Genomic DNA, 14,682 nt, shown 5'->3' with positions numbered 1-14,682 from the left:
GTTTCGGCGGGGCGTTGCCGGGGGCGGGGCCGCGGGGCGGGTGGGATCTGGCGGCGGGTGGCTGTGGCCGGAAACTGTGAGCGAGGCCACTTGTCAGTGGGGCCCGATATCGTCGTAGGTGTGTCGTCCCTCGCGCTCTACCGCCGCTACCGCCCCGAGTCCTTCGCCGAGGTCATCGGGCAAGAGCATGTCACCGCCCCGTTGCAGCAGGCGCTGCGGAACAACCGGGTCAATCACGCGTACCTGTTCAGCGGGCCGCGCGGCTGTGGCAAGACGACGAGCGCGCGCATCCTCGCACGCTGTCTGAACTGCGAGGAGGGGCCGACGCCCACTCCCTGCGGGCAGTGCCAGTCCTGCCGGGACCTCGCGCGGAACGGGCGGGGCTCGATCGACGTGATCGAGATCGACGCCGCGTCCCACGGTGGTGTGGACGACGCCCGTGAGCTGCGGGAGAAGGCGTTCTTCGGGCCGGCCTCCAGCCGCTACAAGATCTACATCATCGACGAGGCCCACATGGTCACCTCGGCGGGCTTCAACGCCCTGCTGAAGGTGGTCGAGGAGCCGCCGGAGCACCTCAAGTTCATCTTCGCGACCACCGAGCCCGAGAAGGTCATCGGCACGATCCGGTCGCGTACGCACCACTACCCGTTCCGCCTGGTCCCGCCCGGCACGCTCCGCGAGTACCTGGGGCAGGTCTGCGAGCAGGAGAAGATCCCGGTCGAGGACGGGGTGCTGCCGCTCGTCGTCCGGGCCGGCGCCGGTTCCGTGCGTGACTCGATGTCCGTGATGGACCAGTTGCTCGCCGGTGCCGCCGAGGACGGTGTGACGTACGCCATGGCGACGTCCCTCCTCGGGTACACGGACGGGTCGCTGCTCGACGCCGTCGTCGACGCGTTCGCGGCCGGTGACGGCGGCGCCGCGTTCGAGGTCGTGGACCGGGTCATCGAGGGCGGCAACGACCCCCGCCGCTTCGTGGCCGACCTCCTGGAGCGGCTGCGCGACCTCGTCATCCTCGCCGCCGTCCCGGACGCCGCCGAGAAGGGGCTCATCGACGCCCCCGTCGACGTCGTCGAACGCATGCAGGCACAGGCGTCCGTCTTCGGCGCCGGAGAGCTCAGCCGCGCCGCCGACCTCGTCAACCAGGGGCTGACGGAGATGCGCGGCGCCACGTCCCCCCGGCTCCAGCTGGAGCTGATCTGCGCGCGGGTCCTGCTCCCGGGCGCGTACGACGACGAGCGCTCCGTCCGCGCCCGGCTGGACAAGCTGGAGCGGATGGGGCTGAGTGCCGGGCCCGCCGCCGGCGGGTTCATGGGGGCGCCGCAGGGCGGCCTCTCCGCCGGGTACGAGCCGGGGCCGCAGGGGCACGCTCCCGCCGGCGTCCCCGGACCCCCTGGCCTTTCCGGGCCCGCCGCCGCCCGAGCGGCCGTTTCGGGCGCCGTTCCCGGGGGCGCGCAGCCTCCGGCGGCCCCCGCGCCCGTGGCCGCGCCGGCACCGGCTCCCGTCGCGCCCGCGCCCCCGCCGGCGCCCGCATCTGCGCAGCCCGACGCCGCCGCTTCCCGGCCCGGCGCCTGGCCGACAGCTACGGCGCCGGGGCAGGGCCCTGGGTCCGCTGGTGCCACGGCTCCTGCGGCGCCCGCCGGTGGGGCGCCCGCCGCCCAGCCCGGCGCCTGGCCGACCGCGGCCTCCCCGCAGCAGGGGGCCGGCCAGCCGGGTACGCGGCCCGGTGGCTGGCCGACCGCGGCCGCACCGACCGCACCGGCCGCGCAGGCGCCTCAGCAGTCCCAGCAGCCCCAGGCGCATGGCGGGCATGGCGGCAGCGTCGACCAGGCGCGCCAGATGTGGCCGCAGATCCTCGACGCGGTCAAGAACCGCAGACGTTTCACGTGGATCCTGCTCAGCCAGAACGCCCAGGTCAGCGGCTTCGACGGCACCACGCTCCAGGTGGGCTTCTCCAACGTCGGGGCGCGTGACAGCTTCGCCAACAGCGGCAGCGAGGACGTCCTCCGGCAGGCCCTCAGCGACGCCTTCGGCGTGCAGTGGAAGGTCGAGCTCGTCGTGGACGCGACCGGTGGCGGCGGTGGCGGTGCCGGTGGAGCCGGCCCGGCCGCCGGCCCCGGCGGCGGCTTCGGCGGCGGTGGCGCGTACGCGGGCGGTGGCGCCTACGGCGGCGGCGCCGGTGCCGGTGGCTTCGGTGGTGGTGGCGGAGGAGGCGGCTTCGCGCAGGGTGCCTCGGCGCCGGCCGCCCCCCGCCCGCAGGCCGCCGCCCCGGCCCCCACGCCTGCCCCGCAGCCCCCGCAGGCCCCTGCCGGCCCGGCGGCACCGCAGCAGGCCGCTCCGGCCGCCCCGGCGCAGCCCTACCGCGAGCCCGAGCCCCCGTCGGTCTCCATCGAGGACGACATGCCCGCCGAGGACGACCCCGACCTCGACGACACCGCCCTCACCGGCCACGACCTGATCATTCGCGAACTCGGCGCGACCGTGATCGAGGAAATCGCCAATGAGGGATGAGCAGCGGATGAGTAGTTGGACGACCAGCGGATGAGCCGCGAGAGAGGGCGTTAGGGGGCGCGGCAGGACGCCGACGGCAGTGGGCCCGCGCCCCCGGCCCGCCCCCGGCCCGCCCGCGTACGGCCGCGTGCCGGCCGAGTGCCGCCCACCCCGGACTTCTTCCCCTCGCATGGCGCGCCGCGCCCGGCGAGCACGTAGGCTCGGGCTACCGACCCCGCGTCGGACCGGCGTGGCGCCCAGCCGTGCCGCACGGCGCGCCGTCGTACCCGTAGTCGCGAGAGCACAGGAGCGAAGCCGTGATCCCCGGTGGTGGCCAGCCCAACATGCAGCAGCTGCTTCAGCAGGCTCAGAAGATGCAGCAGGACCTCGCCGCAGCTCAGCAGGAGCTGGCGGAGACCCCGGTCGAGGGTTCGGCCGGCGGCGGCCTCGTGAAGGTCACCGTCAGCGGTGCCGGGGAGCTCCAGGGCCTGGTCATCGACCCGAAGGCCGTCGACCCCGAGGACACCGAGACCCTCGCCGACCTGATCCTCGCCGCCGTCCGCGACGCCAACAACGCCGCCCAGCAGCTCCAGCAGCAGAAGCTCGGCCCGCTCGCCCAGGGCCTCGGCGGCGGCATCCCCGGCCTGCCGTTCTGACTGTCTGACCGCCTGGCCGTCCGGCCGCCCGCATCCCAGAAGGAGAACCCGATCCGTGTATGAAGGCGTGGTCCAGGACCTCATCGACGAGCTGGGCAGGCTGCCCGGCATCGGTCCGAAGAGCGCGCAGCGGATCGCCTTCCACATCCTCCAGGCCGAGCCGACCGACGTCCGTCGGCTCGCCCAGGCCCTGACCGAGGTCAAGGCCAAGGTCCGGTTCTGTGCCGTCTGCGGCAACGTGGCGCAGGAGGAGCGGTGCCGGGTCTGCCAGGACCCGCGCCGCGATCCGGCCGTCATCTGCGTCGTGGAGGAGCCCAAGGACGTCGTCGCCATCGAGCGGACGCGTGAGTTCCGCGGCCGCTACCACGTCCTCGGCGGGGCCATCAGCCCCATCGAGGGGGTCGGCCCCGACGATCTGCGCATCCGCGAGCTGCTGGCCCGGCTCGCGGACGGTGCCGTCACCGAGCTGATCCTCGCCACCGACCCCAACCTCGAGGGCGAGGCCACGGCCACGTACCTGGCGCGCATGGTGAAGCCGATGGGACTCAAAGTCACCCGGCTCGCCAGCGGGCTGCCTGTGGGCGGAGACTTGGAATATGCCGACGAGGTCACGCTCGGGCGTGCCTTCGAAGGGAGACGACTTCTCGATGTCTGACGCAACGCTTCACGACGCCAAGCGCGAACCGGACGACTTCGTCGTCTCCGTCGCCGACTCGATCGAGAGCTTCATCGTCGCCGTCACCGAGGTGTCCCGCGGCGATGAACCGGACAGTGCCGTTCCGTTCCTGCTGCTGGAGATCTCCCAGCTGATCCTCACCGGCGGCCGGCTCGGAGCGCACGAGGACTTCCTGCCCGACGAGCGCTACGAGCCCGACGTGGGCCCGGAGCCCGACGTCGACGAGCTCCGCGAGCGGTTCGCGACGCTCCTCGACCCGGTCGACGTCTACTCCGAGGTCTTCGACCCGTACGTCCCGCGCAGCGCCCCCGTCGCCTGCCGGATCTCCGACGACCTCGCCGACATCATCACCGACCTCCGGCACGGCATGGCCCACTACCGGGACGGCCGCGTCAGCGAGGCGCTGTGGTGGTGGCAGTTCTCGTACCTCTCCAACTGGGGCCCCACCGCCTCCGCCTGCCTCCGCGCCCTCCAGTCCCTCGTCGCCCACGTCCGCCTCGACCAGCCCCTCGACGAACTCGACGGGCTCGACACGGACACCGTCGGCACGGAGGAGCAGCTGGAGGAGGAGGCCGGACGCGTCATGGCCGCGGAAATCGGCGGAACGGCGCGGCTGCGCTCGCTCTGACGGACGTTCGCGCGGACGTTCGCGCTCGCTGAGGGATGCCTGTCCGGTGGTGATGCAGGCACACATGCGAACGGATATTCCGTAGCTGTGCGCCGATTCAGGCGGAACGATTCCTCCTCATGGACCGGATCATCGATCTCGACCAGGCGGCCGCCGCGATCGCGGAACGTCTGCCCCACTGGCACGCCCTGGGGCTCGCGGCACAGCCCCTGACGTGGCGTGACGAGACCGCTTCCTGGCCGCGGCCCCTCCTCACCGAACGGGCGTCGGCCCACGACCCCGACTCCGTCGGCCTCGTGCTCACAGGCCCGAACGACACCGAACTCCACGTCGTCCTGTTCCGCGGCGGCTGGGCCGACATCGACTTCCGCGCGGACGCGGACGGGGGCGACTTCGGTTCACTGCCCACCCCGCACCTCTCCTCGGTCGCGGAATTCCCGGCTCACCTTGACCGATGCGTGCGTCGCGTGTGGCCGTCGGCGGTGGTGTGAGGCGGTGTAAGCGGTTCAGGTGGCGCGGTAAGCCAACGAAGCTCGGAGCTCGGAGCGCACGCGGCGACGAGCGACGGAATTCCCAACTCCGGCCCTGGGGCTCAAGCTTCGGAGCTCCGAGCTTCGAGACCCGAGCTTTCTTTATACGGAATGGGAGGTGGGTTGAGTTTTCCCACCCACCCACCCCTCGCGCGCGGCAACGCGCGTATACCACAGGGGAGATGACGTTCGGTGATCAGCTTGCGACGGTCGGTGGGGAACCTCTAGCGTTCGCGACAACAAACGACCCCGGTCGGTGCGCCAACACCGGGTCCGGGGTCTGACCTACGAGATCGGAAAAGGCGATCTGTGGCTACCGCCCATGCTAGTGCTGTCATGCCCACCCCCGCATACCCCATGGCGAAACCGGGGTTCGGGAAGCGCGAGGCGCCGGACCAACGTCCGCGCTCACGTGCCGACTTCGCGCACCTGCCCGCCCGCGAGGAGTCGATCGCGGCGTTCGTCGACCGCCTCCCCGAGGGTGCGGCGATGGACGCCAAGACCCTGGCCAAACTGCTGCCGAACTACGGCCAGGCCGCGTGCCGCACGGCACTCAGGAACCTCGTCGCGGCCGGACACTTGATCAGCAAGCGGATGCAGGTGATCGGGGAACACGGTTCGCGCTGGGTCACCTGCACCTTCTTCTCCCGGACGCCGCGCCCGCGGGAGTGGTGGGAGAGCGTGGCGGAGGGCATGTTGCCCGATGGGGGCGCGTGGGAAGCAGTGCACCACCTGGGCGTACTCCAAGAGCCCGTACGGGATGCGGAATCCGTAGGAGGTGCGGAACCCGTAGGGGACCTCGGGCCCGTAGGGGAGGCCAGGCCCGTAGGAGACGGCGAGCCCGTAGGGGGCGACCCCGACCTCGTACGGGACGAGCCCCATCCCGTACGGGACGACCCCGCCCCCGTACACCACCTCCACCCGCCGTCCCACGCACCCGATCCACCCCTCCCACCCCTCGCACCTCACCCACCCCAAGCGTCCAGCCCGTCCCGTCCCTCCCCCGCCTACCGCGCCCTCGCCCTGCTCGGGAGCCGGGATCCCCGTCTGACCCTGTCCGCCGCCGACTGCTCCGCCCTCGAACCGCTCGCCGCCGAGTGGCTGGCACGCCAGGTGAACAGGGAGCAGCTGTTGGCGGCCCTGTCGAACGGGCTGCCGCCGCAGATCCACAACCCGGCCGCCCTCGTGCGAAAGCGGCTGGAGAGCAAGATGCCGCCCATCCCGTACCGGCCGTCCCTGCCACCTCCGTCGCCTCCGCCACTGCTGCCACCCCCGCAGCCGGAGGGCGCGGACGAAATCGTCGCCCGGAGCCACGTCGCCTGCGCCGTCTGCCACGGGACCGACGCGGCCACCCGCGATGGCGCGGGCGTCTGCGCGACGTGCGCCGTCCCGGAGGAACCCGAGCCGCTGCCCGGCGACTTCGACGAGCTGATGGCACACGTACGGCGCGGCGTGGCGCACGGACGGGCCGGTTTCCGCTCCCGGTGGGAGTACAAATCGCGCCCTGCCCGCGCCGCCGGCCGTCGGCGGCCCGGGCGCGGACCGGTCGAAACGGAGGAGGCCACAACCGAGTGACTGTCACACAGGACGCTCCCGTAGGGGCGCCATGGGGGCGAGGAGGCGACACCATGACACGCAGCGCCGCCGGCCGGCCCCAGATGAGCGTCGAGGACTTCGAAGAGCTCGCGCACGCGGCACCAGAGACCGTGCGCCTGGAATTCGTCAACGGGAAGCTAGAGGTCAAGCCGGTGCCGGACGGGGATCGCGGAGCGATCATCATGTGGCTCTTGGAGCGATGCATGCAGCAACGCTCTGAACTGCGTCTATACCCAGAGCAGGGGCTCAAGGTGGAGAGCTGCCGCACCGGCCGGGCGCGTGCGGACGGCGCGCTCGTGCCCCGCGACCACTTCGTCGGGCAGGGGGAGTGGGTGGACCCGGATGGTGTGCTGATGGCGGTCGAGGTGACGTCGTACGACGGTGACACCGACCGGCGGGATCGTAGGGAGAGGCGCGACGGGTACGCCGCCGCGGGCATCCCCGTCTATCTGCTCATCGATCGTGACGCGTGCGAGGTGACCGTCTACGGCGAGCCGGAGAAGGGGAAGTACCGGACCCGGAATTCGTACCCGTACGGGTCGGTCGTGGAGATTCCCGACCCGGTCGGCATCGCCCTGGAGACAGACCAGTTGAAAAAGTACGTCCGCTAGGGGACCCCCACCGCAAGAACTCCCGTTTCTCCCGCAGGGGGCGCCCCGGAGTTCCCGTAAGGGGCTCGTCGGGGCTTTCCCGCGCCCCTTACGGGCGCATCCGGAAGCCCCCGGATGCGCCCGGAGAAACGGGCGACGACGTCTCAGCATGCGGCTCCCCCGGGGCGCATTCCCGCCGCTCGTTAGACTGAGCCGACCGCATTACACAGAGCTGCGAGGAGCGCACGTGGGCCTTGTCGTGCAGAAGTACGGAGGCTCCTCCGTTGCCGATGCCGAAGGCATCAAGCGGGTTGCCAAGCGAATCGTGGAAGCCAAGAAGAACGGCCACCAGGTCGTTGTCGTGGTTTCCGCGATGGGTGACACGACGGATGAGCTGATCGACCTCGCCGAGCAGGTATCGCCGATCCCTGCCGGGCGAGAGTTCGACATGCTGCTGACCGCCGGAGAGCGAATCTCCATGGCGCTGCTGGCCATGGCGATCAAAACGCTCGGCCATGAAGCGCAGTCGTTCACGGGCAGCCAGGCCGGCGTCATCACGGACTCGGTCCACAACAAGGCGCGCATCATCGATGTCACGCCCGGGCGCATCCAGCAGTCGGTCGACGCGGGCAACATCGCGATCGTGGCCGGCTTCCAGGGTGTGTCCCAGGACAAGAAGGACATCACGACGCTGGGCCGGGGCGGGTCGGACACCACCGCCGTCGCCCTCGCCGCCGCGCTGGACGCCGAGGTCTGCGAGATCTACACGGACGTCGACGGCGTGTTCACCGCCGACCCGCGTGTGGTGAAGAAGGCGCGCAAGATCGAGTGGATCTCGTTCGAGGACATGCTGGAGCTGGCGAGCTCCGGTTCCAAGGTGCTGCTGCACCGCTGCGTCGAGTACGCGCGCCGTTACAACATCCCGATCCATGTGCGGTCGTCCTTCTCGGGGCTCAAGGGCACATGGGTGAGCAACGAGCCTCCAGGAGGTCAGCCGGTGGAGCAGGCGATCATCTCGGGTGTCGCGCACGACACGTCCGAGGCGAAGGTCACGGTCGTCGGGGTGCCCGACAAGCCGGGTGAGGCCGCGACGATCTTCCGCGCGGTCGCGGACGCCGAGATCAACATCGACATGGTGGTCCAGAACGTCTCGGCGGCGTCCACCGGTCTGACGGACATCTCCTTCACCCTGCCGAAGGCCGAGGGCCGCAAGGCGATCGAGGCGCTGGAGAAGACCAAGGGCCGCGTCGGCTTCGAGCACCTGCGTTACGACGACCAGATCGCCAAGATCTCGCTGGTCGGCGCGGGGATGAAGACCAACCCCGGGGTCACGGCGGCCTTCTTCGAGGCGCTGTCCAACGCGGGCGTGAACATCGAGCTCATCTCGACCTCCGAGATCCGCATCTCGGTCGTCACGCGCGCCGACGACGTGAACGAGGCCGTCCGCGCCGTCCACACCGCGTTCGGCCTGGACAGCGACACGGACGAGGCGGTCGTGTACGGCGGCACCGGGCGCTGACCCGCTGACGGTCACAGGGGGGGCAGGACCGGCGGCGCCGTCGTCATGACGACATCGGCGCCGCCTGTTTCGTCAACGGGCTTGCGGGGCAGATGGTTTGTCTCCTCGCGTCCGCCGCGCCCGCCGTCGGTGAGCGTCCGAGCGGTGGCTCCGGGTCCGTATCCCGCCGTCCCCGGATTGCCGAACTCGTGGCGGCGGGGACGGGTGCTCCGCAATACTGGGGAACGTGTGAAGGTTCTGTGATCAAGCCATTGGTCCGGGCCCCTTGAACTGCGCGGACGCTCCGTTCGAGCAGGCGCTTCCCGTTTCGCGCGCTTTCCGCCGCCCTGGCCGGCGGCGGCATGGGCACGGCAGGACCGCGGTGCCCGTCCGGCGCCAGGACCGGCCGCCCGGCGGGGGCCTGCTCGCCGCCTTCGCTCAAGGCGGCCGGGGATCAGGGCGTTTCGCGGCATGAGGAGGGCTGGTACGCATGGCGGCACACGGCGCGGCGGTCCGTGACACGTCGGCGGCCGGGGCGCCGAGCGCGTACAACCCTGTCGGGGGGAAGCGTGTCCAACAGACGTGGCAGAGGTCATCAGCATCGCAACGGTCCCGAGGCGCGGAAGCGTCGCCGCGCGCTCGCGTACGCGGGCTGTGGGCGGTATGCCGGTGATCGCCCCTTGGCCCCCGTCGTCTCCCGCTCCGGGCTCTGAATCCGGCGCTGCTTCGTCTGCTCCCTCTGCCTCGTCCGCCACGTCCGAGCGGACGGCTCGCATCCCGGCCCAGCCCACCCGGGGCCGGGCCGCCGACGCGCAGACCGGTGAAGCCCAGAGCGTGGCGACCCATGCTTCGGTGACCGCGCTGCAGCAGCCCGGGGCGCGTCAGGACGCCGACGTCCGGCCGGGGACCGCCGACGCGGCGATGGCCGTCGGCACCACGGTCGATCACCTCACGGAGACCTACCGGGCGCACTACCGGTCGCTGCTCGGACTGGCCGCGCTGCTCCTGGACGACACCGCGTCCTGCGAGGACGTCGTGCAGGAAGCTTTCATCCGGGTGCATTCCGCCCGTAACCGGGTCCGCGAGCCGGAAAAGACCCTGGCCTACCTGCGGCAGACTGTCGTCAACCTGTCCCGCTCCGCGCTGCGCCGCCGCATCCTGGGTCTCAAGCTGCTCTCCAAGCCGATGCCCGACATGGCGAGCGCCGAGGAGGGGGCGTACGAACAGCTGGAGCGAGACCAATTGATCAAGGCGATGCGCGGCCTGCAGCGCCGGCAGCGTGAGGTGCTCGTCCTGCGGTACTTCGCCGACATGACCGAGGCCCAGGTCGCCGAGGTGCTGGGCCTCTCGATCGGCTCGGTCAAGGCGTACGGCTCACGGGGCATCGCCGCGCTCCGTGTCGCCATGGAGGCTCCGGCATGAACCACCGCAATCCGGGCGACGGCCGCTTCCGCGGCCGCCACGGCAACCGATGGACATCCTCCCCGAACGATCCGACGTCCCCCCACCCCGGACCGCCGCCCGCCGCACCGCCGCCCGCCGCACCGCCGCCCGCCGCACCGCCGCGCCCGGGCGAACAGCACCCGAACGAGCAGCACGTGAACGACCAGTTTCCGGACCGACGCCCACACGACTCGCAGTCGCACGACTCACGGCCGCATGACTCGCAGTCGCACGCTGAGCGGCCGCACGAGGCGCAGCCGTACGACGGGCAACCGCACGACTCACGGCCGCACGACATCCAGCCGCATGGCGCGCACTCACTCGGCGCACCCTCGCCTGGCGCGCAGCCGCACGGCGCGCAGCCTTACGGAAGCCCCCAAAGCGACGACCGGCCCCTCGACGGCCGGCCCCTCGACGAGCAGGCGCTGCGCCGGATGCTGCAGGGGGCCGTCGAGAACCTCGAACCCTCCGACGACGCGCTGGAACACCTGCGCCGTGCCGTACCCGCCCGGCGCACCCGCCGACGTCAGGCGCTGGGCGGCGCGGTGGCGGCCGTGGTGCTGGTGGGGGCGGCGGTGCCCGCCCTGATGCACGTCGCCGACACCGTCGGAGTCCTCGGCTCCGACGACCGCCCCGCCAACGCCGCGAACAGCCACCGGCACGCCGAGGAGACGGTCGGCGCGGGAGAACGCGACGGCGGCCCCGCCGATACCGCACGGCCCGGCGGCGGAACGGCCGCCCGTGGCGAGCACCGCGTCGAGCAGCCGGGCGGTGAGGCCGGCACCCCCGAGGCGAGCCGGGAACCGAGCCGTCCCCACGGCACCGCCGGCAGCACCTCCCCGACCCCCGGCGTCACCTTCAGCGCCGCCGCTCCGACCTGCGACCGCGCCCAGCTCGGCAAGGGGTCGGGGACGGTCGGCGCCGCCGACGGCACGGGCCGCGTGTACGGCGCCTTCCGCATCGTCAACGTCTCGCACGCCCTGTGCGCCGTGACCGGCCCCGGAGAACTCGTCGCCCAGACCGGAGGCGGCGCGCAGAAGGCGCGCGTCTCCGTCGTGGACCACACCGCCGGCGACCCGGCGGCCGGCCTCCCCGACCCTGAGCGGGCACCCAGCACGGTGGTCCTCCGACCGGGGCAGGCGTACGAGGTGAAGTTCGCCTGGATCCCCGCCACGAGCAGCGGATCGGCGGGCTGTACTAAAGCCGCCGGCACCGCCACGCCGCCCCCCGCCGCCAGTGCCCCCGGCAAATCGGTCGGCCGGGACGCCGACGCCCCCGCCGCCTCAATCTCACCCTCCCCTCCCGCCGTCGTGCCGCCCGAGACGCCCGCCCCGCCGGCGCCGACGGGCAGCGTCACCCTCACCAACACCCCGGTGGCCGGTGAACCGGCCGCGGCGGAGGCCCGCATCCCCGACGCGTGCGCCGGGACCGTCTACCACACGGGCGCCCTCCCGGCCGTCGCCCCGCCCACGTAGACCGCGAACCGGCCTCCGAGGGGCGGCCCAACCCGAGGGCCGCCTGCCGTCACGCTCCGCGTTCCCCGTACCGTGGACGTGTGTACCGGTTCCTGCTGACTCCTCGCTGGTGGGGGATCAACGTCTTCGCCGTGCTCGCCATCCCCTTCTGCCTCTTCATGGGCAGCTGGCAGCTCGGCCGCTTCGAGACCCGCGTCGACTCGCACCACGAACAGCAGACCCAGGCCGACGAGGCGCGCCGTGCCGCCGCCACGCCGCTGCGCGACCTGCTGCCGGTGACGACGGAGACCTCGGGACGCAAGGCCAGTGCCACCGGCCGCTACGACACCGAGCACCAGCTGCTCGTGCCCGACCGCGACCTCGACGACCGCAAGGGCTTCTACGTCCTGACGCCGCTGCGCACCGACGACGGCAAGGCGCTGCCCGTGGTCCGCGGCTGGGTGCCCGGTGACGCCGACTCCAAGGCGGACACGGCCAAGGTGCCGGCCCCGCCGCCCGGCCGGGTCACCGTCGCCGGCGCGCTCCAGTCGTCGGAGAGCGCGACGTCGAAGGGCGTGCACACCGGCGGCCTGCCCGCCGGCCAACTGGGCGTCATCAGTGCCGCTTCACTGGTCAACCTCCTTCCCTATCAGGTGTACGACGCCTGGATCACGGCGACGGACGCGCCCGCCCCCCTGACCCCGGTGCCCCCGGCCGCTCCGCCCAACACCGGCCTGGACCTCAAGGCGTTCCAGAACCTCGGTTACACCGGTGAGTGGTTCGTCTTCGTGGGCTTCGTGCTCTTCATGTGGTTCCGGCTGTTCCGTCGCGAGGCCGAGGCCGCGCGGGACGCTGCCCTGGGCCTCGCCCCGGACCCGGGTCCGGTCGCCGCGGCCACGGCATCGGCCGCATCCGCCGCACCCACCGCGGCGGGCAAGACCCCGGCGGCTGGCCAAGCCGCTGCGCCCGACCAGACCCCCGTGGCCTGACGAACCGGTTCCCGGCCGGACCCCGCCCGCCGCCGGACGCAGAGCCCCGCTTCCGGCCGGGGCCCGGCACCTGCACCTGCACTGCACGACGCACCTGCACCTCGCGCCGGGCGCCCGATGTACGGGCCATCCGATATCCGGGGCGCCCGATATCCGGGGCGCCCGATGTCCGGGCGCCTCATGCCCGGCTACCCGACACCGGCATCACGCCGGTGCGGCGCTCCGGTGCTCCGGGCGGCCGTCCCGAAGGCCCAGGTGACGCTCCGCGAAAGCGATCTCCAGCCGGAGCTGCTTGATCCGCTCCTCCACGACCAGCGAGCCGTGGCCGGCGTCGTACCGGTACACCTCGTGCGGGTGACCGCGCTCCTCGAGCCGCCGCACGTAGTTCTCCACCTGGCGTATGGGGCACCGGGGGTCGTTCACGCCGGCCGAGATGTAGACCGGCGCCCGGACCTCGTCCACGTAAGTGATCGGTGACGAGGCGGCGAAGCGCTCCGGCACCTCCTCGGGAGTGCCGCCGAGCAGAGTGCGGTCGAGGGCCTTCAGCGCCTCCATCTCGTCGTGGTACGCCGTGACGTAGTCGGCGACGGGCACGGCGGCCAGGCCCACCGTCCAGGCGCCGGGCTGCGTGCCCACTCCCAGCAGCGTCAGGTATCCGCCCCAGGAGCCGCCCGACAGCACCAGCTTCTCGGGGTCGGCGAGACCGGTGGCGACGACGTGCTCACGGACGGCCGCGATGTCCTCCAGCTCGATCAACCCGACGCGGTGCTTGAGCGCGTCCGTCCACGCCCGGCCGTAACCGGTGGAGCCGCGGTAGTTGACTCGGACGACCGCGAAACCGTGGTCCACCCAGGCCGCCGGGCCGGCGGCGAAGGCGTCGCTGTCGTGCCAGGTTGGGCCGCCGTGGATCTCGAAGACGGTCGGGAAGGGGCCCTCGCCCGCCGGCTTCTGCAGCAGGGCGTGGACCTTGCCGCCGGGCCCGTCCACCCATATGTCCTCCACCGGGACCGACTCGGGCGCCCGGACCACACCGTCCGCCCCGGCCGGTGCCTCCAGCACCACGTGCCCGGCCGTGGAGCGGACCACGGGCGGCTTCTCGGCCGAGGACCAGAGGAACTCCACCGACCCGTCGGGGCGCGCCAGGGCACCGGACACCGTGCCCGAGGGGGTGTCCAGACGGCTCAGAGAACCGTCCGCCAGGTCGTAACGCCACAGCTCGGTGCGGGCGTGGTGGCTGTGCTCGACGAGCAGGGCCGAACCGTCCGGGTACCAGTCGGCTTCCAGGTCGCCGGGGAGGTCGAGGGAGATCACGGTCTCCTCACCGGTGACCGCGTCCCACAGCAGGGGCTCCCACCGGCCGCGCCGCTGGTGGCCGAGGAGCAGCCGGGAGTCACCCGGGACGGGGGAGAAGGCCGTCACCGACAGCCCGAGCTCCTGGGTGCCGCCCTGGGTGTCGTCCAGCTCCGCCACGGTCGTGCCGTCCAGCCGGAGGATCCGCACGGCCGAGTGCATGGCGTCGCCGTGCTCGGTGTGCTCTATCGCGATCAGGGTGCTGTCGTGCGAGAGCCCGGCGACCACGGCCGACTCGTCGTGGCGGTAGATCTCCATCGGCTCCGCGCCCGGGCGGGCCACGTGGACCGACGAGCCTGACTTGTCGGTGGACCGGCCGACGACCGCGGTGCCGTCCCGGCCCAGGGCCAGACCGCTCGGGTAGGAGGGCTCCAGGCCGGGCACCGCCGGCTCGTCCGCTCCGCCGTGGAAGGGCTGTCGCATCCAGACGCCGAACTCGTCGCCGTCCGTGTCCGAGAACCACCAGATCCACTCGCCGTCCGGCGTCAGTATCCCGCCCGTGGTGCCGTTGGGGCGGTCCGTCACCTGCCGCCGCTCACCGCTCGCCCGGTCCCACGCGTACACCTCGTAGGTGCCGGTCGCGTTGGAGGTGAACAGCGAGCGGTCCGGCGCCTCTTCCGCCCATCCGGGCAGCCCCGTGCGGGGCGCCCGGAAGCGCTTCTCCCAGTCGGGCATGGACTCGTCGCCCCGTAGGGCCCCGTTGCTCTCAGTCATGACCCCATTCTGCGCCGAACCACCGACATCCGGCTCGGACGGCACCGAGTCTGTGGACAACCACCCGCTTG

The 14,682-nt window shown here is 72.3% G+C and carries 12 protein-coding genes; 11 read left to right on the top strand and 1 reads right to left on the bottom strand.

Going from position 1 to position 14,682, the window contains the following annotated elements:
* Window positions 1-120: 120 nt before the first annotated feature.
* The 11 genes from K7I03_RS15315 (at window position 121) to K7I03_RS15265 (ending at window position 12,547) form a co-directional block, all read left to right on the top strand.
* Complete coding sequence (locus tag K7I03_RS15315; protein ID WP_185942418.1) at window positions 121-2,508, top strand: DNA polymerase III subunit gamma and tau; 2,388 nt, start codon at window positions 121-123, stop codon at window positions 2,506-2,508.
* Window positions 2,509-2,804: 296 nt separating this feature from the next.
* Entirely contained in the window at window positions 2,805-3,143 is a 339-nt protein-coding gene (locus K7I03_RS15310) for a YbaB/EbfC family nucleoid-associated protein (protein WP_004939552.1), read from the top strand.
* A 55-nt stretch (window positions 3,144-3,198) separates the two neighbouring features.
* Complete coding sequence (gene recR, locus K7I03_RS15305; RefSeq protein ID WP_004939553.1) at window positions 3,199-3,798, top strand: recombination mediator RecR; 600 nt, start codon at window positions 3,199-3,201, stop codon at window positions 3,796-3,798.
* Complete coding sequence (locus K7I03_RS15300) at window positions 3,791-4,447, top strand: DUF5063 domain-containing protein (protein ID WP_185942417.1); 657 nt, start codon at window positions 3,791-3,793, stop codon at window positions 4,445-4,447. Before recR ends, K7I03_RS15300 begins: the two co-directional genes overlap by 8 nt.
* A 119-nt stretch (window positions 4,448-4,566) precedes the next feature.
* On the top strand, window positions 4,567-4,938 hold the full coding sequence (locus K7I03_RS15295; RefSeq protein ID WP_185942416.1) for a hypothetical protein: 372 nt from the start codon (window positions 4,567-4,569) through the stop codon (window positions 4,936-4,938).
* 375 nt (window positions 4,939-5,313) lie between these two features.
* Complete coding sequence (locus K7I03_RS15290; RefSeq protein ID WP_185942415.1) at window positions 5,314-6,552, top strand: MarR family transcriptional regulator; 1,239 nt, start codon at window positions 5,314-5,316, stop codon at window positions 6,550-6,552.
* 53 nt (window positions 6,553-6,605) lie between these two features.
* Window positions 6,606-7,184, top strand: a complete 579-nt coding sequence (locus tag K7I03_RS15285) for a Uma2 family endonuclease (RefSeq protein ID WP_185942414.1) — start codon at window positions 6,606-6,608, stop codon at window positions 7,182-7,184.
* 226 nt (window positions 7,185-7,410) lie between these two features.
* Window positions 7,411-8,682, top strand: a complete 1,272-nt coding sequence (locus K7I03_RS15280) for an aspartate kinase (protein WP_185942413.1) — start codon at window positions 7,411-7,413, stop codon at window positions 8,680-8,682.
* Between the two features lie 813 nt (window positions 8,683-9,495).
* Window positions 9,496-10,083, top strand: a complete 588-nt coding sequence (locus tag K7I03_RS15275; protein ID WP_423229688.1) for a SigE family RNA polymerase sigma factor — start codon at window positions 9,496-9,498, stop codon at window positions 10,081-10,083.
* Window positions 10,084-10,259: 176 nt separating this feature from the next.
* The gene (locus tag K7I03_RS15270; RefSeq protein WP_185942412.1) at window positions 10,260-11,579 is read left to right on the top strand and encodes a hypothetical protein; all 1,320 of its coding nucleotides are present in this window, start codon (window positions 10,260-10,262) and stop codon (window positions 11,577-11,579) included.
* Between the two features lie 80 nt (window positions 11,580-11,659).
* Entirely contained in the window at window positions 11,660-12,547 is an 888-nt protein-coding gene (locus tag K7I03_RS15265) for an SURF1 family protein (protein ID WP_185942411.1), read from the top strand.
* Between the two features lie 204 nt (window positions 12,548-12,751).
* Here the strand turns inward: K7I03_RS15265 and K7I03_RS15260 are convergent, their stop codons facing one another.
* Window positions 12,752-14,572: a S9 family peptidase gene (locus tag K7I03_RS15260; protein WP_185942484.1), complete on the bottom strand. Its 1,821-nt coding sequence runs from the start codon at window positions 14,570-14,572 to the stop codon at window positions 12,752-12,754.
* Window positions 14,573-14,682: the final 110 nt, after the last annotated feature.

It is taken from the genome of Streptomyces mobaraensis (assembly GCF_020099395.1).
In the GTDB taxonomy this organism is placed as follows: Bacteria; Actinomycetota; Actinomycetes; order Streptomycetales; family Streptomycetaceae; genus Streptomyces.
The sequence above is the reverse complement of the archived record's forward strand: the minus strand, read 5'-3'. Positions and strand labels throughout refer to the sequence as shown.